This is a genomic window from Enterococcus sp. BWT-B8, from assembly GCF_020567625.1.
GTDB lineage: Bacteria > Bacillota > Bacilli > Lactobacillales > Enterococcaceae > Enterococcus_L.
On record NZ_JAJDJV010000002.1, the window covers coordinates 44,520 to 68,344 of the forward strand.

Below are 23,825 nucleotides of genomic sequence, written 5' to 3' on the forward strand. Positions count from 1 at the left end.
CATTACAGTCTGTTTAGATTAAAAGTGAAGACTCAGGAAGCATTAGTAAATGTTTACGTATTCACATTACAGTCTGTTTAGATTAAAAGTTGAGTCGGTTCGATGACTGGAAAGATGTCTATTCTATTCACATTACAGTCTGTTTAGATTAAAAGACGAGACAGCGGAATCCTATTTAGGGGACATCGGCATTCACATTACAGTCTGTTTAGATTAAAAGAAGAATGCTCTTGGTATTTAAGCAGAGATTTCGAACATTCACATTACAGTCTGTTTAGATTAAAAGTTTAGTATTATAGAAGTTTAAACCACCTCTATAAAAATTCACATTACAGTCTGTTTAGATTAAAAGTCAAACAGATCACCTGATTCTTTCGAATCCGATTGACATTCACATTACAGTCTGTTTAGATTAAAAGCATATCAAATTCTTTCACATTACCATATTCAGTAATATTCACATTACAGTCTGTTTAGATTAAAAGCGAGTTGAAGTCAGCTGAAGAAATTAAGTTTGGTAAATTCACATTACAGTCTGTTTAGATTAAAAGAAGTCGCTGTCTGAGAAGGCTTCTGACACATCAGCATTCACATTACAGTCTGTTTAGATTAAAAGTTGTTCGTTCTTCTTAGCGTTTTTTTACGCTTCTTTATTCACATTACAGTCTGTTTAGATTAAAAGTCTACAGATAGAGAACCCCTTGAAGCTTGTATCGACATTCACATTACAGTCTGTTTAGATTAAAAGGATTATCAGACAGAAAGTATCTACCTGATAAAAGCATTCACATTACAGTCTGTTTAGATTAAAAGCCTCATAACTGAGGAAAGTATCGACGAAGACATCTAATTCACATTACAGTCTGTTTAGATTAAAAGTACCACGTATCATACGAACATCTTCACCAACCTTAATTCACATTACAGTCTGTTTAGATTAAAAGCCGTGCTAATTTAACCGTTGATATAGAAGGATTTATAGGAGCTTTTCTGTCGACCTCCTACTTTTCCCCTTTATTTCTTCTATTTTAAACAAGAAATTATTGAAAAGTCAATAGCAACAGGATTTTCAACGTCTGTCGATCTCCCGTGTTTTGTGCATTATTGACGGTCGACAGATATGAAATTTAGAAAAAATTTGATGTTCGATCATCCTCTACTCCCCAAAAATCTTTTTCCAGCCATCGCTTATTTCGACTCTTGAATACAATAATTGAATCCATGTCTTCTCGAATCCATTCTGACAATTCCGCTTCCAGCTGCTTTAACAAGCCTAAGCTAAGCTCTCCTTCAAAAACAGATTTTTGTACATGTGATAAGTACTTCTTACAAATTTTAAATACATTGCGTGATACCCTTGACCCTTTTTCTTCAAGCGGAATATCGTAAATTAAGATTACATACATAAATTACCACCAGATTTTAAACCCTTCGTATTCTTTTTCTCCCATCAAATGCTTAATCAGTTTATAGCCTTCTAATCGCACAAGGCGGCGATAACTGACATTTCTTCCAAGTGAGCGATGCTTAACCGTCTCTTCCAGTCGATCTTGAAAGGCTCTGAGAAACTTTTGCTGCCCTGCAGGCTTCATATAACAGAAATTTGATTCTTTATCAAAATCTTTCTCAGTAATCATATTTTTATTCAGTAGAGAAAATATCAGCCGATCAACCAACAGCGGCTTGAAGACTTCCGCAGTATCCAATGACAAAGAAAATCTTCGATTACCAGCACTATGCAAATAGCTGATTGTTGGATTCAGCTGTGTAACATACAGTTCACTCAAACAAACAGTATACATAAATGTATTTCCGTAAGAAATCAATGCATTAATCATATTATCCGGTGGTCTCTTTACTCGCTTTTCAAATTCAATCTTCTGGTTAATAATGATTGGCCAGCTTGAATAATAAACTTTGCGTATATTTCCTTCAATTCCCATTAATTCTTCTACTTTCAGAGTTTGAGAAATTTGTCTTTGCAAAGATTTTATCTCATCAATATAATCTCCCAGCTCTTTCCCTCGTTGTAGGTAATAGCGTAAATTTCTAAGGATATTATGACTTGCTGCCTCAATGATTTTTTGAGCAATCAGCAATCGTTTTTCTTCGTCCGTGTAATGGGTTACTTGCTGGATCAGTAAGTTTCCGGAAACATGCTGTTCTCTCGGATAGAAGGTTCCCGTATAATATCCATAGTAGTTAAATAAATGTACCGGGATTTTCTTCTCTGACAAATAGTTCAAACACTTCGTATTTGTATTCACTTCTCCGAATAAATAGATATCTCTGGTTGTTTCTATTTTTATATCCTTGAATCGCTGATCTTCCGCAGTTAATCGGACTACATTATCCTTGCGTCTTAAGTTTCCACTTGAAAATAGAAAATAGCTTTCTGGCATAGCTTACTCCTCTCTGTCTTTTCATATAAAGCAATATTCATAGTACGCACACTTTTTACATATTCTATTTCCAGACAAAGGAGCCGGTATAGACGATTCAGCAATTTCATGAATACTGCAAAGAATCTCAGGTATTTCTTTTCTATCCTCTTCTGTTAGAAAAACGTCTTTACGGATTTTTAGTTTTGGGTAATCTAAAACTCCTTTTTCAATTTCTACACCCTTTTGTTCTAAATAGTAAAGATAGTATTTCACCTGCCATTCAGCAGCTTCTTCCATGGCGGTACTCTTTTTTACTTCATGAAGTATCTGCCAGTTTTGAATAAAGTCCACTTGAATTGTTTCATCAATTAAAATATGCTTTTCCTCTCTGGAGTAGCTGGTTTGGTCTAATATTTTTCCAAGTTGAACATTTTCATTTTCTGATTCAAACTGGATATGGTTAGCAAACAGCCACAGTTTTCTCTGACAGATATAGTAATAGGAGAACATTGTACCTGTTATTTTCATAACGACCCTCCCTAGTCTTAAAAGAAACAGTCTTCTTTTTCCGGCTTAATTAATGTTACACCAATTTCTTTATCATACTTGCATTTAAGTATTGGAATAGACTCGTATCTGCTGACTTCAAGTGGAGCAGCAAACATCTTCCATTCTAAAACATAATCAGGCAAGTCCACTTTAAAAGCACTCAATTTTGCCCAAGCCTTTTTCTTAGCTGCTTTTAAATGTTCTCGCTCTTTTTTTGTTGTCTCTTTTTTATTTTTCTGCTGTAAAAGTGCGACTAAATTATCAATTTTTTCTTGATTTTCTTTATAGACAGACTGAGGAATTACACTGGTATTATGAATATTACGGAATATTTTTCTGACTTTTAACTTACTCTTTTCACCTTCATAAAGAACATCCAAATACTTTATATAATTTTTTGTATTTGTATAATACTCTGATGATGCAACTCTCTCAGTGGTGTAGGTTTCTTTTATCCTCTGCATTTTTTGTTCCTCAGATAAAGGACCATAAGCATCGCTCAACGCTTCTTTTGAAAGTTCATGAAGTTTCTTGTCGACAACGAATCCAACTCCTGAACATTTTTCATCAAATACAAAAACATTTGTACCGCTGTTGTCTAATGATCGTTTACGATAACAGCGTCCCATTCGCTGAAAAAGTCCGTTCAAATCAGTCAATTCTGTTAGTAAAATATCAAAATCAATATCCAGTGATGCTTCAACCACTTGAGTTGCCACCCAAATTCCAGCTTTCTTTTCTGCCTTATCAGGAACTTGCCCAAATTTAAAAATCTGCTCTTCTTTATTCCTTCGATCCTGTTTTATAAACTGACTGTGAAGAAGATGAACTTCCTCAGAGCTCAACTCCTCCTGCAGCTGTTGATAAATTTCTTTTGCTCGTTTTATCGTGTTGCAGATGACCAATACTCTATTTTGAGAATACTTTGAAAGGATTGGATTAACAGTAATTTCATCATGAATGACTTCAATCGAATGCCGCAAAGGCAATTTTTCATCAATAAATGGTTTTTCCGGCAGCTCAAATACAATATCGTTCTCCTTCAGTAAATCAACAATAAATGGCGGTAATGTTGCTGTTAGTATAGCAAATTTCCCACCATAATCTGTAATATACTTCAAGCCCTTAATTAAATAGGCCAGTAAATCAGCAGAATACATTTGAATTTCATCGATAATCACTTTTGAATAAGATAATGTTGCCAGTTTCTGTTCATACCCCCCATATCGGTAAACAAAATCAAATACCTGATCCATTGTGCAAATTGTCAACGGTAATGCCCACTGTTTTGTACGGTTTTCATATTCTCCAATTCCAATCTCTAATTCTTCTTCATCTAAGCTTAAATATTGATTGAATGTTTCGGCATGAAGCAAGCCAATTCGCTTAGTCTGTTCCTCGTTTACGATACCTTTATAAACTCTATCATAGATCGCATTGATTGCTGCTCGCAAAGGCAACGTAAAAAAACCTTTGTTATTTCCCAGCCACAACAAACCAGCTTCTGTTTTCCCCATACCAGTTTGTGCGATGACAACAACATTTTCCTCTTGATGCTTCAGCATATACTCTTGTAAAGGGTTCCAAGTGTAGCCTAATTTAGCCATACTCTCTTCTAAAAAATCATTCGGGTATTCAACCTGTTCATGCGCACTTGCTGCATGATCGATTCGATTGAGTAGACCTTTAAGCATGACATATTTCGGATAGGCTTCCGCATCATATGCAGCAGTAAGACGTGCGCCCAATTCAAAATACTCTTCTCTCAATTCTTCTGGGACATACTTTTCCAACTTCAGAAGATGAAATGGAAATTCCACCACTTCATCTTCCAAGGCTTCAACTTCATCTTCATATTGCTCATCCGTAATCTTGGAAAAATCTCTTTCATGATGGTAAGCCACAGCATAGGCAAGGGCCTGAATATCTGATACCGGATAATTCTCCTCCAGTCTATCTTCGGGAAGCAGACTAGCGCTTAACAGTCCGTGAGGTACTTCTCCGTTAATTGTCGAACGATTCTTTTTGACTTTTTCTTGAAATTTGGCATTCATTTTCCCCAAATCATGGTACAAACAAGCAATTTCAAGTAATTTCCAATCAACATGAATAGTAGGATATAATTGTTGCAGCTTTTTCAAATTTTGCAGCAACTCCAAAGTATGTTCTATAATTGTTTCTCCATCTGATTTTGCCAAATAGTTATTCATTCACTTTCCTCCTAGTTGGCAAATACAACATGTCTGTTATTAACATCATCCTCTACATCGTCATCAATTGTAATTGTTGATTTTTTCCAGAGAGAGACATCTGACATATAAATTACTTCTTTTTTAGCTTTCCATCGACGAAATACTTTAGGTGATTTGAGTGTACCATGATTAAACAACTCATAATCTTTAGTCAGAAAATATCGCGTTCCCTTTAGCTGAACACCAGCAATTTTCTTTACCTTCTCACTTGTTTTCTTTTCTTCAATCCAAGAAACTGGAACATACGCCGCATAATCATTCGGAAGTGTCCATCTTTTACTTAATTTTTCTTCCTGTATATTCACAACTTTTACCCTATCGATTACTAACAAATCTTCTCGTCTTCCCAAACTTGGATATTCTTTTGGGAACAGAAATGCCTGCTCAATTTGCTCGATTAATGTTTGATCTTCAGGTATTATATGAATAACCATCTCTACATCTACCAACAATTCTGCTGTTGCAATCCCCTGACCTACACCATAATCACCCACTTGGATTTGATGACGGGCTTTATCATATTTCATCCCATTGTTAAATTCATAGCGAGTATATAAATCATTCACTTTTGAAAAATATTTCCCCTGAATGCTAATATCCATTGGCTGATATTCAGTAAAGCCGCAAAGAGAATGAACCATCCCAATGACTGTACTATATGGTGGTAATGGATAAGTTTCTTTCAACTGGAAACTAGTCGCTTTCTTGTAGTTCACCATATTTTGGTATAGTTTTAGTTTAATTGCTTTCATAATAGCTGGTCACTTCCGATTTCAAGGCTTCAAAGAATTCCGGCATTGTTCCTGCACTTAAATCTGATTTAATCTCATTGTCATTGTCAAATTGTTCTTCTACCAGACCACATTTCGTTTCTTCTTTGATATTTGGATACAGGACACCTTTGATCTTGTTCACCAAAATTTTATTTTCCTTCACATCTACAACATTTTCAAACACAGGATTTTTGATGTCATAAACACCACCGATAACAAACAATGGTTTTAAATCTTCACGTCGACCGCGAATATCTCGATATAAGAAAGCAACTGTGTCTAGTAATTTATGAATTCTACGGGCTTTTTCTCCCGCATCTATCTCAATACTGTCCACTGTATCCACACCGATTTGATCCAAATCAACTGCTATTGTATAGCGGTAGTAAGAACGATGGATTTCAGACTGTGCAATGTTCATGTTTTCTTCCAAGCGATCTGCCAATCCTTTATTTGTCAAAAAATCAGTATCTCCTTTGTATGTTTCCAAAGAAATTGCATTTGATAAACGAACCTTAGCAGAGCGTTTCTTCCCACCGGTTCCCTTCTCTGTTTTTAAATAACCAAAGAAGTCTAGCTCCGGAAATTCTCGGATTGTTGTATCATTTTTAAATTGGATTACCTTTTTGTCTCCACTGCCCTCTGCGCTTACAGTTGCTTCTGGCTCGCCCAGCTGCTCAATAATATTATATCGTAATGCCTGTCTTGAAATATACGTATACTGCTCGCCCGTATCTCTGGAAATTTTCTTTAGTGAAGCAATATTTCCCAAGCTTTCTCCATAGTTTGCACTTTCTGCCTGAAAAATAATTGTCATTGTCAGTCCTTTTGCCTTCATTATTCATTCTCTCCTTTATATTCTTCTCCAATAATCCCTGCGACAAAGCTATAACCGATTGTTTTAAAGGTTTCCTCATCTTCAAATATTTGAATAAACCACTTTGGTACCTGTCTACCTTGATAAGAATAGCAATTTAATAATATATCCATAAATCCATCACGGTTATTGATTTTTAAGGCATTGAGCAACTTATACACAATCCCATCAACTTTCCTACTGTTTTTATAAGCTTGCTTGAAATGCCAGCCGGCACCTCTGATTTTTCCTAACTCATCCTGACTGAGCTTTTCCATCGGTTTAACCCCTCCTAAAAATTCCTGATTGATTTGAATTATTTTTTCAACATGAACGACACCATAATAGAGAGTCAATACATGGGTTGCTTTGTATAACAATAATTTATGAATGAACGTAAACAGATTTTCACTGTTAAACAGCTTTTGCAATACCGTTTGGTAGAGATTAACTTGCACATTGCCTTCTTTAAACCCCGTTTTGATTAAGGCATTCAAATGATTTCGTGAAACAGCTAACACCTGAAGTATCCGCTTTGGCAGTAAAGTAAAGCGATAGCTTTCATTTTCAAAGCGAACCACTTGTATATCTGCTAATTCATGGTTCACCAATCGATTTTTTTCTTCATTCAGGGTTCGAATCAACGCAACATACACATTTACTTCCCGTTGTCCTATTTCATTTAATTGGAACATTTCAATCTCCAATTGTTCCCTTATTCTTTGCAGCTCATCTACAGAAGCGTTTGCATTTACAAATATCCCTTGACTGTACACATAGAGAAATCCAGCCGGAACACATGCATAGATCAATTTACAAATAGGACATAACGCTAAATCATTTAAATGATTCCAAGCATGAGAGTTCTTTCGTTTCGTGTCGAAACCAGTGGCTACTAAAAAGCTAAAAGTATTATCCATATTTTTTATTGGCTCATTGCACGTAGAACAGGAAAATTTATATTTTCCTTTTTCTGCTTCAAGATACTCTATGCATGGTGCGACATAATAGGCATAAAAATCTTTATACACATCTTTTTCCTTCGTTTGCGGATTCAATGCAGAAACACCGTCCCAACCATTTCGGATAACCGTGTATAAAACATTTTTTGCACAGATATGCCGTTTTACTTCCTCATCTTCAAAGTAGGCAATAATCGCTTTAATCACTTGAAACCGTTCCTTCACTTCGGCTATAAGCTCGCCTCTTCTAGCTTCAAATGTTTCTTTAGCTTTTAATTTAGAAATAGTTTTCAACTCTTTACCTATTGTTTCTATATCTGTTTCATTCGCAACCAACGGATAGACAGATTTATAACTGTTCGCTTTAATGTAGTATTTGGCTATTTTAGTGATATACTCATTTAAATCCTCTAAGGCTTTTTCATCAAAACTTTGGAAATCCTCAGCTTCATATTTTTCTATTTTTTCCTTAAATGATGTGATCTTATACCATGATGTAGTCTTTTCATATAACCGAATAAAATAATTGAAATAGTCGTTTTCAAAGCCTTCCAATATAGCTGGGTCAAATCGGATTTCCTGTGCCGAGAAATCAACTTTATCCAGTTTTTCCGCATTCCCCAAAATATTTAGAAATCCGACGATACCACTGTTTATTTGCCAGTCATTTAAAGGAACACGAATTTTCTGTATGGTTTCTTGTGTCATTTTCCCACTCCCATCTTCAAATAACCTCACACATACCAAAGCCGCTACCGGTAAGGGATCCAAGCCCAGATTGCATTAAATAATTCAATAAATGCGGCTTCCCGCTTAAACTGAACTGTCCGATTGAACATTCCATTTGCCGTTCATAAAAACGCACAACCGTCTTTTTCATATGGATAGGCTTTAACTCCAACGCTTCAATATCATAGCGAATATACTCACCCAAAACAGGAACCAATTTGAATATCATATTTCGTTTTAATACCTCTATAAATTCTGGGGCTTCAAAAGAATAGAACCAGTCTTTATTCGTTTCTTGATTATGATTCCTTACAACGATTGGAGATAGCGTTTTCAACAAAACTTTCTCCTCTGTAATTAATGGCTGATGAACTGTGACAATACTTTGAACTGTGACAATACTTTGTGCAGACCACTGGATATTCTTATTTTTTAAACTGGTCAGCCCATTATACAAATACATTCCTAGTTCTGCACTTGCCGTTGAAACATTTAAAATAATCTGATCATTCTTAATAAAAATTTCCTTACTGGTAAAATCAGCTTGTCCAAAATAGACTGAAAACGTATATTCCTTTAATGTATTATTCTCAAACAACTCTTTGTACTTTTCCAGTGCAGATTGTTGAAACCCCTGTTTTAACATGGAAATCACTTTCCGATGGTAGTCTATGGGTATTGACTGACCCGAAACATTGCAGATAACTTTAAAACGCAAATAAACTCCTCCTTCACTAAAAATAAAATTTAATATATACAAGTAGTGAATAATTAGATACAATAACCGTAAGAGTAGAGAATACTACTACGGCAATAGTAGTATTCTTATATTCTCCTATGTTACACAGAACCTAATTTTTTTAAAGCATAATAAATTGAAGTAAAGTAGCTAGACTTAAGAACAGTTCAATTTCAATATGCTTTTTCTTATTCACATACTTGAATCTCAAATAATTCGCCTCCTTAAAAAAATCAAACACCCATACTGATTAATGTTTCTAAATAACATGGATATCATACAAAAAATTATACACTATAACCTCTTTGAAGTAAATGTTTTATTACAAAAAATAAAAAAAGATCTATGCATCCTGAAAAAATCAAGATACATAGGCCTTTTTAAATACACATTGCTTAGATTAAATTACACTTTAAAAACAATTAATTAGTATATTTACATTACATATTGCTTAAATTAACTCTGATTATTTTATCATTAATTTACACTAAAAACCAGTATATCATTTTTCATAACAATCTAATTTTCTGTTAAAAAGTCCGCAAAAGAGACAACTAATTTGTTTTTATAGAAAAAATTAACTTACTAAACGTGATAACTTCAATAATGTATTTTTCAGATTAAGTTTCTGCTATCTGGCAAACCAACTGAATCTATAGTTTAGTTCGGTTAGTTTAAATTTCCGAGTAGGAAGTACAAATACTTCACCTATGGTTATTCACGCTACAGTCTGTTTAGATTAAAAGCCGTGCTAATTTAACCGTTGATACAAAAGGATTTATAGCAGCTTTGCTGTCCACCTCCTACTTTTTCCATTTTCAAATTAAAAGTAAGTTTTATGATTTAGCAGCTCCGCCATTAATGTCAGATATAAAAAAAGCAGCTGGATTTTCATTCTAGCCGCTTTTATTTTCTACTCTTCCTTCAACAGCCCTTTAAACAATCCAAGTGCAAAGTCGTTTGCATCGAATGGTTCAAGGTCCTTGATTCCTTCCCCCAGACCAACTAATTTCACAGGCAAATGGAGTTCATTCCGAATAGCCAGGACAATTCCGCCCTTGGCTGTTCCATCCAGCTTTGTCAATACCAGTCCTGTCACATCTGTGGTTTCTTTAAATTGTTTTGCCTGTGACATAGCGTTTTGTCCGGTTGTCGCATCCACTACCAGCAAAACTTCATGTGGCGCATCAGGAATTTCCCGTTGAATTACCCGTTTGATTTTTTCCAGTTCATTCATCAGATTTACTTTATTCTGCAGACGTCCGGCAGTGTCTACCAGCAAAATATCTGCCTGTTCTATTTTTGCCCGTTCAACAGCATCAAATACCACTGCTGCCGGGTCTCCTCCAGCATTGCCGCGAACCACTTCAACTCCCGCACGGTCTCCCCACACAACGAGCTGATCAATCGCTCCAGCTCTAAACGTATCTGCCGCTGCCAGCATCACTTTCTTCCCATTTTGTTTGAACTCATGTGCGAGCTTACCAATACTGGTCGTCTTTCCAACACCGTTTACGCCTACGAAAAGCATGATTGTCAGTCCGTCAGGCTGAATATTCAGTGAATTATTTTCATCCACTCCTTCTGCTTCGTACAAGTTAACCATTTTTTCAATGATGGTATTTTGAACTTCTGCTGTTTTCTTGGCATTGCGCAGCTTCACTTCCTGTCTCAACTCTTCCGTGATTTTGATAGCTGTTTCAAAGCCGACATCAGCGCCAATCAATGTTTCTTCCAGCTCTTCAAAAAAGTCTTCATCTACACTTCGGAAGTTGGCCATCAATTCATTGAAACGCTGTGAGAAAGTTTTTCTGGTTTTTTCCAGCCCTTTTTCGTATTTTTGTTGCGTCTGAATCTCTTCTTCAAGTTCATTTTCAGATGATTCAATAACTTCACCTATTTTAATATCTTCAGCTGATGTCTCGTCTGATTCATTATCTACAGCACTCAGTTCTTCCTGCGGCTGTTCGTTGTCCTGCCCTTCCAGCTTTTCAGATTCATTTTCTTCTGTTGGAAGTTCTTCATTCAGCAGTTCTTCTTTTCCTGCTTCCTTATCTGCCCTAAAGGCCTTTTTTATCTTATCAAAAAATCCCATCAGTTTGCCCCTTTCAAAGATTTCAGTGCGTACTCTGTTACCGCATGGGCAACACCATTTTGATCATTATTTTTTGTCACGACATCTGCTGCTGCTTTAACCAGGGGAACAGCATTGGCCATGGCTACACCAATGCCGGCATATTGAATCATCGGCAGATCATTTTCTTCGTCACCGATGCCCATTACTTCTTCCTGACTGATGCCCAAGTCTTTGGCCAACAGGGAAATTCCGTAAGCTTTTGTAATTCCCTTAGGCATGAATTCCAAAAGATTGCTGCGTGTTTTAATAATCTCATAGCGTTCATAAAAATCCGCAGGTATCTTCTTTATCTGTTCATCTAAATAGTCCGCATCAATCGCTACCACTGCCTTATTATAAATTTGGTCTACAGACAAATGATTCAACTGCGCGCGTTTAAAGGTTAAAAGATTATTCAGCTGTCCATAGATTGATAAATAATTTTGAGAAGTCGGCAGCTGCAGCACCGTTCCCTCTGATAAAATATCCATAGGTACATCCAGAGAAGACGCCAATCCAAAGAGTTCATGAATATGTTCAACAGGCATCAGTGCTTTTTCAATAATTTCACCTGTATCATTCTTCTGCACTAATCCGCCATTAAACGTAATACTATAATCTCCCGGTTCTTTCAAATCCAATTCATCCAAGTATCCTTGAATTGCAGCTAATGGTCGACCTGTACAAATAACTACTTTGATTCCTTCTTTTTTTGCCTGCCTCAGTACACGCTGATCTTCCTTGCTAATTTGCTTTTGACTGTCCAGCAAGGTTCCATCCAAATCTATGGCAATTAATTTTATCATTTCGCTCCTCCTATAATCTATGCACTGGTAGAAATAGCGCCGCCTTCCTTCACATCATCCAAACGAACAGAAACAATTTTGGATACACCGGATTCCTGCATGGTAACACCATACAGCACATCTGCTGCCTCCATTGTTCCTTTACGATGTGTAACAACAATAAACTGCGTTTCATCTTCAAAATCACTGAGGTAGTGACCGAAGCGAGATACATTCGCATCATCCAATGCAGCTTCCACCTCATCAAGAATACAGAATGGTACCGGACGAACCCGGATAATTGAAAACAGTAAGGCAATAGCTGTTAACGCTCGTTCCCCGCCGGAAAGCAAACTCAGACTTTGAAGCTTTTTACCTGGAGGCTGTGCTTCAATCTCAATTCCCGTATTCAGTAAATCATCCGGATCTGTCAAAATCAGTTCTGCACGTCCGCCACCAAACATATTAGGAAATACTGTTTTAAACTGCCCGCGAATTGCTTCAAATACTTCGCTGAAACGTAATTTAACTTCCTGATCCATTTCATCCATTGTTTCAAATAGCTGATCTTTCGCATTCAGCAGATCATCACGCTGTGTTGTCAGAAACTCATGCCGTTCATTCACTTGTTCATACTGTTCAATTGCATTGATATTAACCGGTCCCAAACGTTCAATCTCTCGTTTTAGACGTTTGACTTCTGTTCCTGCTTCCTCCGGTTCAACTTCCTTCTGATAATCCATTACAGCCTTCTCGTAAGTTAAGTTGTATTCTTCCTGCAAATACTGCAATGAATTGTCCAGTTTAATTTCTGCTCGATTTTTTATTACTTCGATCTGAGTTTGTTCAGTCTGGGTCTGTTTCTGTTGTCGGTGCTCTTCCGCCAGATTGTTATCCAGAATGTCTACCTGTTCCTGCAGATTGTGTCGTTTACGCTTTCCCTGCTGGATGGCTTCTTCAAGCTCTGCTCTCTTCTCTGCCATCTGTTCCAGCTGAATAGAAAGACTCTCTTCTGTTACCTGATGATCACTTGAATGATTGCTTAGCTGCTGCAGCTGCTGCTTTAGTCCGCTTTCCTTCAAGAGCATTTCATCCAGCTGATCTTGTTTGCTGTTACTCTGCTGTTCAAGATGTGTCAGCTGCTCAGCAATAACTCCCTGCTCTGCCCGAGTTCGATTTAATTCTTCTTGGGCCTTATCTTTATAAGTTTCCATCTGACTGGCTTCTTGATCAATCTGTCGCATTTCCTGATCCAGACGGTCTTTTGACTGCTGCTGCTGCTGCTGCTGTTCTTCAAGTACCAGCTTTTTACTTTGATATTCTTCTAGGAATTGGTGAAGCTCCTGACTTTCATATTCAAACAGTCTTTTTTCTTTCAATAAGCGGTTGACTGTTTCTTCTTTATTCAGACATTTATTTTCCAACTCCTGCTGCTTCAAACGGCTTTGTTCTCCTTTTGAACGCAGCTGTTCCAATTGCTCTGTTGTTTCTTTTACCTGTTCAGTCAGAAATCGAACCTGTTTTTCATCATCTGTCAGCTGTGTTTCCAATCGCTTTAACTGGTCTGTCAGCGTCTGAAGCTCTTGAGTCTGAGAAAATAGACTACCCTGATTTCCTTTTTTTGTAGCTCCGCCCGTCATTGAACCGCCAGGATTCATCACGTCTCCATCCAGAGATACTACCCGATATTGATAATTGATGGTCTTTGCCAAACGGTTAGCGCTCTCCAGGTTGGCTGCAATGATTGTGACACCCAGAATGTTTTGTACTACTGTTGTGATTTTTTCCGGATAACGAACCAGTTCGCTGGCTATACCCAGATAACCATCTACTATTTTCACTTTTTCCCTGACTGCTGCAGACAATTGTCTGGGCTTAATCGCCGTTAAAGGCAAAAAGGTTGCTCGACCACTATGCTGCTGTTTCAAAAATGTGATTGCTGCCCGACCATCTGATTCATTCTCTACGATCACATGCTGTGCGGCGCCGCCCAGTGCAGTTTCTACAGCTAAAGTGTAGTCCTTGGGCACTTCAATCAGTTCAGCAACTGCGCCCACAATCCCGCTCAGCTGTTTTTTCTGTTTTAGAACCGCTCTGACTCCCTGATAGAAGCCTGAATAATTCTCCTGAATTTCCTGCAGACTTTTACTTCGTGCTTTTACCTGCTGTACCTGATTCATTATCTGATACATTTTTTTCTGAGAGACCGCAAGTTCCTCCTGTTGCTTATCCAAAGTATGTTTCGCAGCAGTATAATCAATTCGCTGTTGCTCCAACTGAGACTCTGTCTCTTTCAAAAAAGCTGTCAATTCTTCTTGTTCAAGCTGAGCAGAAGCAAGCTGTGTTTCTATTGTCTGATGCTTTTCCACAGCCTGTTGATTTTTTGCCGTTTCCTGCTGATACTGACGCTCCAGATATTTCAGTTCATTGGCTGTATTCGCCTGTTCCTGCATAACTTCTACATACTCACTGCGCAGCTCTTCCAAAAGTTCTTTTGAAGATTTACTGTATTTTTCAACTTCCTGCTCTGCTTTTTTTATTTCGACTGCAAGCTGTTCCTGCTCCTGACGCTTCAAGCTGTTCTTTTCTCGCAGTTCTTGAAGCTCTGTCCGATACAGTTGAATTTTTTCATCTGTTTCTTTTAGATTTTCCTGATATTCAGAGGTCGTCTGCAGTGTATGCTTGGATCGCTCAATAAGCACCTGTTTCTGACCTTCCGCCTGCTTCAGAGCTTCTGTTATTTTCAGTAACTGCTGCTGCTGCTGATCAAGCTGTTCATCCAGTTTATTTCTCTGGCTTCTCAATTGAAGCAACTGATCTTCCGAGTGATAAATTTTCTGACTAAGTTCTGTAAGTAACGCCTCCACAGATTGCAGTTCTTTCGACTTCTCTTCCCACACCTGCTTGGTTACTTCTATTTCAGATACAGTCAGGCTCACGTCAATTTCTGTTAATGTCTCTTTCAATTTCAAAAATTGCTTAGCTGCTTCGCTCTGAGCTGCCAGAGGGGTGAGCTGATCCTCCAGCTCGTAAATAATATCCTGTACACGATTTAAATTATCTTCTGTTTCAAATAATTTCTGTTCCGCTTTTTTCTTCCGTTGTTTATATTTTAAAACGCCGGCAGCCTCTTCAAAGATCCCGCGGCGGTCCTCCGGTTTACTATTGAAAATTGCTTCTACTTTCCCCTGTGAGATAATTGAAAAAGATTCTTTTCCCAAACCGGAATCCATAAATAAATCCTGAATATCTTTTAGGCGGCAGGCTTGTTTATTAATGAAGAAATCACTCTCGCCAGTTCTTCGATAGCGGCGCGTGACACTGATCTCTGAAAAATCAAGCGGCAGATAATTGTCTTTATTATCCAGCACCACAGTTACCTCCGCGATATTCAACGGTTTACGCCCTTCTGAGCCGGCAAAAATAATGTCCGGCATCTTGCCTCCACGCAAACTCTTGGCAGACTGTTCGCCCAGTACCCAGCGGACAGCCTCAGTAATGTTGCTCTTACCGCTGCCGTTAGGTCCAACAACAGCTGTCACACCATTTTCAAATTCAATTACTGTTCGATCGGCAAAAGACTTGAATCCTGCGATCTCAATACGTTTTAAAAACAAGAAAAAAATCTCCTTCCGATAATAAAAGCTGTAAAAGCTAGGCAGCTCATAAGCAATATAGGAAACTGACTATGCGATGCTTTTTGTCGCAGGAGGCAGTTTATCTTATTGCCGTAGTGAGCTGGCTTTTGAAGCTAGATAAGTGTAAAAGCTGAACGAACCTGATCAGGCTTTGAGTAAATTAGGGAATTGGATGAGTCGCTTACAATCGACTTATTCCAATTCATCTATTTACCGAAAAGGTTGGTTCGTGAAGCTGGATAATATAAAAGCTGTAAAAGCCGAGTAGCTCATAAGCAATAAGAGTGAGGGAACTAATGAATCACCCTTGGACTCATAGCTTCGCTTTACTTATTATTGATAAGCACAATTCCAATAACAAGTCAACAATACTTGATCTTTTTCGTCCAAGCATTATAACAGATGCAGGTCTATGAAAATTTCTTTAGGGCTTTTTCAGCTGCATCCTGTTCTGCCAGTTTTTTGGACTTTCCTTGACCTGTTCCAATCAATTCCTCATTCAAAAATACTTCTATATAGAAAACCCGGTCGTGAGCCGGTCCCTCTTCTTTCACTAGCCGATAATCAATCGACACATCACCTTGGCGCTGCAGAACCTCCTGCAATCGTGTCTTATGATCCATCTCATGTGAAAAAGCACCTGCATCAATCTTCGGAAAGATTACTTTTGCTACAAATTCTCTGACTGTTTCTAATTGCTGATCCAGATAGAGTGCGCCTAAAAATGCTTCAAACACATCACAAAGCAGCGCCGGACGTTCCCGACCACTAGAATTTTCTTCCCCTTTTCCTAAAAGGATATACTGATCAAAATGACATTCTTTGGCAAATTTTGATAAACTGTCTTCTCTGACAATTGCTGCCCGCATTTTAGTCAGCTTTCCTTCTGATAAATCAGGAAAATGACGATACAGATAACGTGAAACTAACAGTTCCAACACTGCATCTCCCAAAAATTCCAAACGTTCATTGTCAGACAGTTTTAGATACCGATGCTCATTCACATAGGATGAATGCGTAAAAGCCTGTTCTAATAAATTGACATCATGGAAAACAATGCCGTAGCGTTCTTTCAGTTCAAGTGTTAACTGATTGTTCATTCTCCACATTCCTTTAGATTTATTTACGACCTTCTCCATTATACTTTTTTTACAGAGATTTTAAAAGGTTTGACCTGAACAAGTCGCGCCAAATATAAGAAAAGAACTCCTTTTCTCGAAATCATCAGGCCTACAGACACAAAACTGAGATTTCTTTCACAGATTCAGTTTTATTATCCTAAAAATAGTTTCAAGCAGTTAAGATTATTTCATTCCGCAGTCCTTTTACCGACTAGACAGGGCTCTGTTCATAAAGAAAATCAATGAAATAAATAGTATTACGCCTCAAGTACTTAACACGCCCAAAGCTGTTAAAATTTATTTTTAAGCATGTCATGTATTTTCCCAGTAATTATTGACAACGTGAAATATCTTCAATTTCAAAATAAAAAAGAGCAGACCCTTCTTTCAAAGAAATCCACCCTTTATTTTTACTATGTTTTGTCTACTATAAATGATTTACGATATAATCTACAGCAGCACCCACAGTTTCAATCTGCTCTGCATCTTCATCAGAAATCTCAGTTCCAAATTCGTCTTCCAACTCTAAAACAAATTCCATCACGCTGATTGAATCAGCATTCAGGTCATCTTTAATGTTCAGTTGATCAGTCACATTCTCAGTATCAACCTCAAAGTGATTTGAGATAATATTCGCTACTTTTTTTAATACTTCTTCACGAGTCAACTGTCTTCACCTCCACTGCTTTTAAAAACATTAATCACCAAAAGTCTTAAGCACTATGGTACATTTTACTCAGAAATCTGTCATTTGTCTACAATTTTTTCAAATTTGTTACAGACAAGCTGCAACAAACAGGCAAAAATGCTATGTTTTTTATTGAAGAAATGAGAAAGATCAGAGTAATTATTGAGGCTGTTTCTGAGAACTCCAGCACTAAATTTTCAAGAAAAAGCCCTATGTTTTTAGAAAAATATATAAACGAAAGAAATTCATGCTCTATTCACATTTATCTTCCTTCGTAGTATTCTACCAATTGACCCACTACATCAGTAATCAACATCGTTCGAATCTGGCGAATCGTATAACGAACTGCTTCAGGACCAGTAGCTCCATGAGTTTTTACAACAGGTGCTTTCAGTCCGAATAGTACGGCCCCCCCATGTTTTGAGTAATCCATTTCTGATTTCATACCCTTTAATGCATTTTTTAGCATGGCAGCACCGATTTTACCTTTGAACCCTTCAGCTAAAATAGAGGATTTCAACAATGACATCATGTTCATAGCCGTTCCCTCAATGGATTTCAATACTGCATTTCCAGTAAAGCCATCTGTTACAACAACATCCGCAGGTCCATTCAGCAGCTCTCTTGCTTCTACGTTCCCAATGAAGTTCACTGTTTTATTTTCCGACAGCAGCTCAAATGTTTTCTTCGTAAGTTCGCTGCCTTTATTTTCTTCTGTTCCATTATTCAACAAGCCCACTCTAGGTTTGTTAATTCCACGTACTCGATTCGCATAAAAAGAACCTAAGATTGCGTATTGGACAAGATGTTCCGGCTTGTTGTCTGCATTTGCACCTAAATCAAGCATATCAAATCCGCCATTCTTTTGACCAATTACCGGCATAGTTGACATCAGACCCGGCCGTTCAACATGTTTGATCCGGCCAACAATGAATAACCCTGCAGCCAACAGTGCTCCCGTATTCCCTGCTGAAAAAACAGCATCTGCTTCTCCATTTTTTACTGCCTGAGCAGCGAGAACCATAGAAGAATTTTTCTTTCGACGAATAGCCTTTACCGGCTCATCATTACTTGTTATTTTTTCATCTGTATGAATAATCTTTATGTTTTTTTCATCTGTTATATATTCTCTGATCTCTTCCTCTTTTCCGTAAAGTAAAAACTCAATATCCGGAAAATCGTTTCTAGCCAGAACGACCCCTTTTACTATAGCTTGAGGGGCATTATCGCCACCCATGGCATCAACGGCGATTCTCATAAATGTTTCCTCCTATTTTAATTTATCAACGTTTAATTAAGACACGACCGAAACTCCATTAAATAATATTTTTGTTATTTTTCCATTTAATTAACTGGATTGCTCTCATTCAAGGAGTACTGATTGCACTTTCGTATAACTTATTCTACTACCAGAATAAGTTCTGAAAATTTTATACTTGTCAGCGCTGTGCATATCCTCCGCATCGAATTCCTACAAGCTCTCCGAAGTTTCCAGACAAGAATCAGTATAGCATATTTTACTTAATCAAAATACTGATGTTTCCCATCTTCCGGCTGAATTTCTTCCGCCAGTCCCTGATAATCAGGGAGAACCCACCATTGCTTCTTCTTCCAAATTGTGGAAGCCTCTTCCCGAGCAACTTCCAGAACATTGAAGTCTGTAATAATATCTCCAACAACAAATTCAGGAAGTCCGGATTGTCGAACACCAAAAACCTCTCCCGAGCCTCGAAGCTCCAAGTCTTTTTCGCTCAGAATAAACCCATTATTAGTCTCTGTCATGATCTTCATTCGCTCAATCCCCATTTCATTTTTAGGATTGGCAACTAATATACAATAAGATGCCTCAGAGCCTCGACCGACACGTCCCCGAAGCTGGTGCAGCTGAGCCAGACCAAATCGATCTGCATCCATAATCAGCATAATTGTTGCATTTGGAACATTGACACCCACCTCAATAACAGTCGTAGAAACCAGCAGCTGCAGCTCATTCTCTTTAAAGCGCTGCATAATCTCATCTTTTTCCAGATTTTTCATCTTTCCATGAAGCAGCCCCACTTGGTAAGCTGGACTGAAAACATCCTGCATATGCTCAAAAATTTCTGTCGCATTCTTGACATCCAGTGCTTCTGATTCTTCAATCAGCGGACAAATGACATAGGCTTGATGTCCTCGTGCAAGCTCCTTCTGCATCCATTCCAATACGGTATCAAGCTGCGGCGGTCGAATCCATCGTGTCTCTATTGGAATTCTTCCGGCTGGCATTTCATCAATAATGGATACATCCATTTCTCCAAAAGCAGTAATCGCCAATGTTCTGGGAATGGGTGTAGCTGTCATGAAAAGTACATCAGGATGCTGCCCCTTCTCTCTCAAAATCCTTCGCTGGTTCACACCAAAGCGATGCTGCTCATCTGTGATTACAAGTCCAAGCCGCTTAAACACAACATCTTCCTGAATCAGTGCATGGGTTCCTATAACCACATCAATTTCACCCGAGGCCAGTTGTTCCAATATTTCTCGACGTTCTTTAGCTTTCGTTGATCCGGTCAGAAGAGCTGTTTGTACTTCCAGAGGATCGAACAGCAGCTGCAAACTTTCCATGTGCTGCTGAGCCAGTATTTCTGTAGGCACCATCAATGCGCCCTGAAATCCTGCAGTCATTACTGCATACAAAGCAATTGCTGCCACAACTGTCTTCCCGCTCCCAACATCGCCCTGCAGCAGACGCTGCATATGCTGCGGGCTCATAAGATCCCGACAGATCTCATTAGTGACTTTCTTCTGTGCCTGAGTAAGCTCGAATGGCAGTTTCTTGGTGAATCCCTTCAATCTCTGTACATCGTACTGAATGGCTATCCCATTCTTTTCAGCTTTTTCCTGTCTTTTCAGCCCTTGTATTTTCAGCTGAAAAAGCAAAAATTCCTCAAAAACAACTCTGCGTTTTGCCTGATGGCTTTCCTCCGGGTTTTTAGGAAAATGCATGGCAAACATCGCCGTCGGACGATCCATCAGGCGATATTTTTCCAGAAGCTCCTGCGGCAGGTTTTCCTCTACCAAACAACCATATTCTTCAAATCCTGTACGGATCAGCTGAACCAGACTGCTTTGTCGGACCCGTTTATTGACATGATAAATAGGAGCGAATTCCTCGCCATCATTTTTGGCTCCCAGAATTTTCATTCCGTTTAAGGACTTTCTTTTTGCATCCCATTTTCCATAGACCGCTATATCTTCAGATAAAACAACCTTATCCTTTAAATAAGGCTGATTAAAAAAAGACACATTGATGACCGCATGTCCTTGCATAATTCTAAAATTAAGTCTGCTTTTTTTATAACCAAATCTGTTAAGAACAGCCTCAGAAACAACTGTTCCTTTTAATGTAACTTTTTCCTGATCCTGGATATCCTCTATTTCCTTTTCCTGAATATCCTCATACCGGAAGGGATAATAGGTCAGTAAATCTTTTACTGTGTCAATACCCAGTTCTCCAAACGCCTCTGCCCTTTTTGGCCCCACGCCGGAAAGTGTATATAAAGGGTCCGTCAATTTTTTCATTTATTTCCCTCCCTTCAACCGTGGACAATTCGAAATATATTCACCTAAATCCTTCAAATCCTTGATATGCAAGGATTCATAACCTGTGTTCTCCCCACTTGCAACCATTTAATTATGTTATCACAGATAACGAAATAAACACTTTACAATAAGCAGCCTTAAACTGCGATAGTCGTTCTGATGCGCTTTTTCTGCATCTTTTATCGCCGAAATGATTTATATTTGAGACATTTTATAAAATGCGATGATTATTTGATCAGTCAGTTTTTCATAGATTCTTTTGAGTTACCTATCCATATTTCTGTCCATATATACATGTACGCAATAAATAATAAATCTATCTAAAGAAAAGAGTCCGACGAATATTCAGTTAGAATACTGTTCAGACTCTTATAAAATGGCGTCAGTTAAAAGAACCGTTCTTTCAACAATTATTTCTTTTACCTGCTGCTGATTTATTCAGCAGAAAACAGATACGGATACACCGGCTGATCGCCTTCATGAATCTCAGTTTCCAAGTCTTCATGTTCAGAGGTAATTGCTTCAGACAGTTTCTCCGCCTCTGCCAATGTACCGTCTTCACCGACAATAATTGTGATGATCTCTGTGTCTTCGTCTATCATACGATTCAATGTATCTAAAGATGCCTTAAACATATCTGGTTCAGAAATGACGATTTTTCCGTCAATCATTCCAAGATAATCATCTTTTTTAATTTCCACATTATCAATCGTTGTATCACGAACAGCTGTTGTCACCTGACCGCTGACAACACTTTCCAACATGTCTGTCATGCTGGCTTTATTTTCCTCCAGCTTCTGCTGATCATTGAATGCAAGCATCGCTGTCATTCCCTGTGAAATTGTTTTAGACGGCACTACTGCTACAGGAACCTCAGCTACTTCTGCTGCCTGATCTGCTGCCATAAAGATATTTTTGTTATTTGGTAAAATGATAACCTGATCTGCGTTAACCTCTTTGACTGCTTTCAGAATATCTTCCGTACTCGGATTCATTGTTTGCCCACCGCTGATAATATAGCTGACACCCAAGCTTCTGAATAGCTCCTGCACGCCTTTTCCAGCAGCAATCGCAATGACTGCATAGGGTACACGTTCTTTCTTGGCAGGAGCTGCAACACCCTGTTGATCATGCTCTAAAATGGTTTCATGCTGCAAACGCATATTATCCACTTTTACTTTAACCAGTGAACCGAATTTCTGTCCATAATTCATCACTTCACCAGGATGTTCAGTATGCACGTGAACTTTGATAATCTCATCATCATTTACGACAAGCAGAGAATCACCCAGTTCATTTAGATAGTTTCGGAATGTTTCATAATCAAAGTCGCTGTCCACGGTCGGACCTTCGCCGATTTGAACCATGATTTCTGTACAGTAGCCAAAGTGAATGTCTTCAGTGGCCATTTGTCCCTGCACACTTCGATGGTGCTCAGCATTCACCATTTCATCCATTTCAGCAGGTGTTGGCTCATACACTGCTTCCGGATCATATTTCCCAGATAGCGACTCTAAAAAGCCTTCATAAATAAACAGAAGCCCTTGACCGCCGCTGTCCACCACACCGACTTCTTTCAAGACAGGAAGAAGATCAGGTGTTTTAGCCAACGCACGTTTTGCTCCTTTTACAACAGCTTCCATTACTTCAATACAATCATCTGTTTCTTTTGCTTTGCGTTCACCTGAACGGGCCGCTTCACGGGAAACAGTTAAAATGGTTCCTTCTACCGGCTTCATCACTGCTTTATAAGCCGTTTCCACTCCGTGAGTAAATGCCGCTGCCAAGTCTGCAGCATTTAGTGTCACAACATCAGGAATATGCTTGGAGAAACCTCTGAACAATTGTGAAAGAATAACGCCGGAATTTCCTCTGGCACCCATTAATAAACCTTTAGACAACGCTGTTGCCAACTCTCCCACCTTTTCAGATCGAGAATCTGCTACTGCTTTTGCTCCGCTGGTCATGGATAAATTCATATTTGTTCCTGTATCCCCATCGGGTACAGGGAAAACATTCAACGAGTTGACATACTCTGCATTTACATGCAGACGAGAGGCGCCGGCCTGGACCATTTCCTGAAACTGACCTGCGCTGATTTCTGTTACATTCACCTAAAATATCCTCCTTTAGATCACTGCTGATTCATTCAGAGCCCTGCTCTTTTTCAACAGCGGACTGTCCTTCTAATCAGGCAGCACACGAACACCTTGTACAAATACATTGACAGAATTTGCAGTCACACCAAGTAATGTTTCAAGATTATACATTACTTTTTCCTGAACATTACGGGAAACTTCAGAAATTTTTGTTCCATAGCTGACAATTGTATAAACATCTACTGCTACGCCATTCTCTTCTTGACGTACCACCACACCTTTTGAATAATTTTCTCTACGTAAAATCTCATTCAGATTATCTTTAATTTGCTTCTTGCTAGCCATGCCGACGATTCCGTAAATATCTGTAGCAGCGCCGCCGACTACAGTGGCAATGACTTCATTGGTAATCTCAATGGTACCTGCTGACGTTTTGATTTTTACAGCCATTGATGAAAGCCTCCTTAAAGAGCAGATTTGCCCTATTTTCTTCCTTAATATTCTATCATAGCTGAGGATTAATGAAAAGAAAGGAAATCAAAGTAGCCGATG

General features: G+C 38.4%; 17 protein-coding genes and 1 CRISPR repeat array (1 of these 18 only partly in view). All 17 genes read right to left on the reverse strand.

Annotated elements, in window-relative coordinates; all coding sequences use genetic code 11:
- Positions 1–944: direct repeats of the CRISPR family, unit length 30 nt; unit sequence ATTCACATTACAGTCTGTTTAGATTAAAAG (it extends 387 nt beyond the left edge of the window).
- A gap of 183 nt (positions 945–1,127) precedes the next feature.
- Positions 1,128–1,406 carry a CRISPR-associated endonuclease Cas2 gene (gene cas2 / locus LI951_RS03620; protein WP_229441304.1) on the reverse strand — a complete coding sequence of 93 codons (279 nt, stop codon included), beginning with the start codon at positions 1,404–1,406 and terminating at the stop codon, positions 1,128–1,130.
- A gap of 3 nt (positions 1,407–1,409) precedes the next feature.
- A complete protein-coding gene (gene cas1b / locus LI951_RS03625) occupies positions 1,410–2,402 on the reverse strand; it encodes a type I-B CRISPR-associated endonuclease Cas1b (RefSeq protein WP_229441305.1) in 993 nt (330 codons plus the stop codon).
- Positions 2,403–2,423: 21 nt separating this feature from the next.
- Positions 2,424–2,912 (reverse strand): CRISPR-associated protein Cas4, encoded by a 489-nt coding sequence (gene cas4 / locus LI951_RS03630; protein WP_229441306.1) that lies wholly within the window; start codon positions 2,910–2,912, stop codon positions 2,424–2,426.
- 17 nt (positions 2,913–2,929) lie between these two features.
- Entirely contained in the window at positions 2,930–5,143 is a 2,214-nt protein-coding gene (cas3, locus tag LI951_RS03635; RefSeq protein WP_229441307.1) for a CRISPR-associated helicase Cas3', read from the reverse strand.
- 11 nt (positions 5,144–5,154) lie between these two features.
- Complete coding sequence (gene cas5 / locus LI951_RS03640) at positions 5,155–5,937, reverse strand: CRISPR-associated protein Cas5 (protein WP_229441308.1); 783 nt, start codon at positions 5,935–5,937, stop codon at positions 5,155–5,157.
- Positions 5,924–6,796 (reverse strand): type I-B CRISPR-associated protein Cas7/Cst2/DevR, encoded by an 873-nt coding sequence (gene cas7i, locus LI951_RS03645; protein ID WP_229441309.1) that lies wholly within the window; start codon positions 6,794–6,796, stop codon positions 5,924–5,926. Before cas7i ends, cas5 begins: the two co-directional genes overlap by 14 nt.
- A complete protein-coding gene (gene cas8a1, locus LI951_RS03650; RefSeq protein WP_229441310.1) occupies positions 6,796–8,484 on the reverse strand; it encodes a type I-B CRISPR-associated protein Cas8b1/Cst1 in 1,689 nt (562 codons plus the stop codon). Before cas8a1 ends, cas7i begins: the two co-directional genes overlap by 1 nt.
- A 16-nt stretch (positions 8,485–8,500) precedes the next feature.
- Positions 8,501–9,223, reverse strand: a complete 723-nt coding sequence (cas6, locus tag LI951_RS03655) for a CRISPR-associated endoribonuclease Cas6 (RefSeq protein ID WP_229441311.1) — start codon at positions 9,221–9,223, stop codon at positions 8,501–8,503.
- A gap of 934 nt (positions 9,224–10,157) precedes the next feature.
- Positions 10,158–11,339, reverse strand: a complete 1,182-nt coding sequence (ftsY, locus tag LI951_RS03660; RefSeq protein ID WP_229441312.1) for a signal recognition particle-docking protein FtsY — start codon at positions 11,337–11,339, stop codon at positions 10,158–10,160.
- A complete protein-coding gene (locus LI951_RS03665) occupies positions 11,339–12,166 on the reverse strand; it encodes a Cof-type HAD-IIB family hydrolase (RefSeq protein ID WP_229441313.1) in 828 nt (275 codons plus the stop codon). Before LI951_RS03665 ends, ftsY begins: the two co-directional genes overlap by 1 nt.
- A 17-nt stretch (positions 12,167–12,183) precedes the next feature.
- Entirely contained in the window at positions 12,184–15,762 is a 3,579-nt protein-coding gene (smc, locus tag LI951_RS03670) for a chromosome segregation protein SMC (protein ID WP_202065393.1), read from the reverse strand.
- 431 nt (positions 15,763–16,193) lie between these two features.
- Entirely contained in the window at positions 16,194–16,883 is a 690-nt protein-coding gene (rnc, locus tag LI951_RS03675) for a ribonuclease III (protein WP_202065396.1), read from the reverse strand.
- Positions 16,884–17,331: 448 nt separating this feature from the next.
- A complete protein-coding gene (gene acpP / locus LI951_RS03680) occupies positions 17,332–17,571 on the reverse strand; it encodes an acyl carrier protein (protein WP_202065398.1) in 240 nt (79 codons plus the stop codon).
- 283 nt (positions 17,572–17,854) lie between these two features.
- A complete protein-coding gene (plsX, locus tag LI951_RS03685) occupies positions 17,855–18,850 on the reverse strand; it encodes a phosphate acyltransferase PlsX (RefSeq protein ID WP_229441314.1) in 996 nt (331 codons plus the stop codon).
- Between the two features lie 263 nt (positions 18,851–19,113).
- A complete protein-coding gene (gene recG, locus LI951_RS03690) occupies positions 19,114–21,153 on the reverse strand; it encodes an ATP-dependent DNA helicase RecG (RefSeq protein ID WP_229441315.1) in 2,040 nt (679 codons plus the stop codon).
- A gap of 455 nt (positions 21,154–21,608) precedes the next feature.
- On the reverse strand, positions 21,609–23,288 hold the full coding sequence (locus tag LI951_RS03695) for a DAK2 domain-containing protein (protein WP_202065405.1): 1,680 nt from the start codon (positions 23,286–23,288) through the stop codon (positions 21,609–21,611).
- A gap of 72 nt (positions 23,289–23,360) precedes the next feature.
- Positions 23,361–23,723, reverse strand: coding sequence for an Asp23/Gls24 family envelope stress response protein (locus LI951_RS03700; RefSeq protein ID WP_202065407.1), 363 nt, complete (start codon positions 23,721–23,723; stop codon positions 23,361–23,363).
- Positions 23,724–23,825 lie beyond the last annotated feature (102 nt).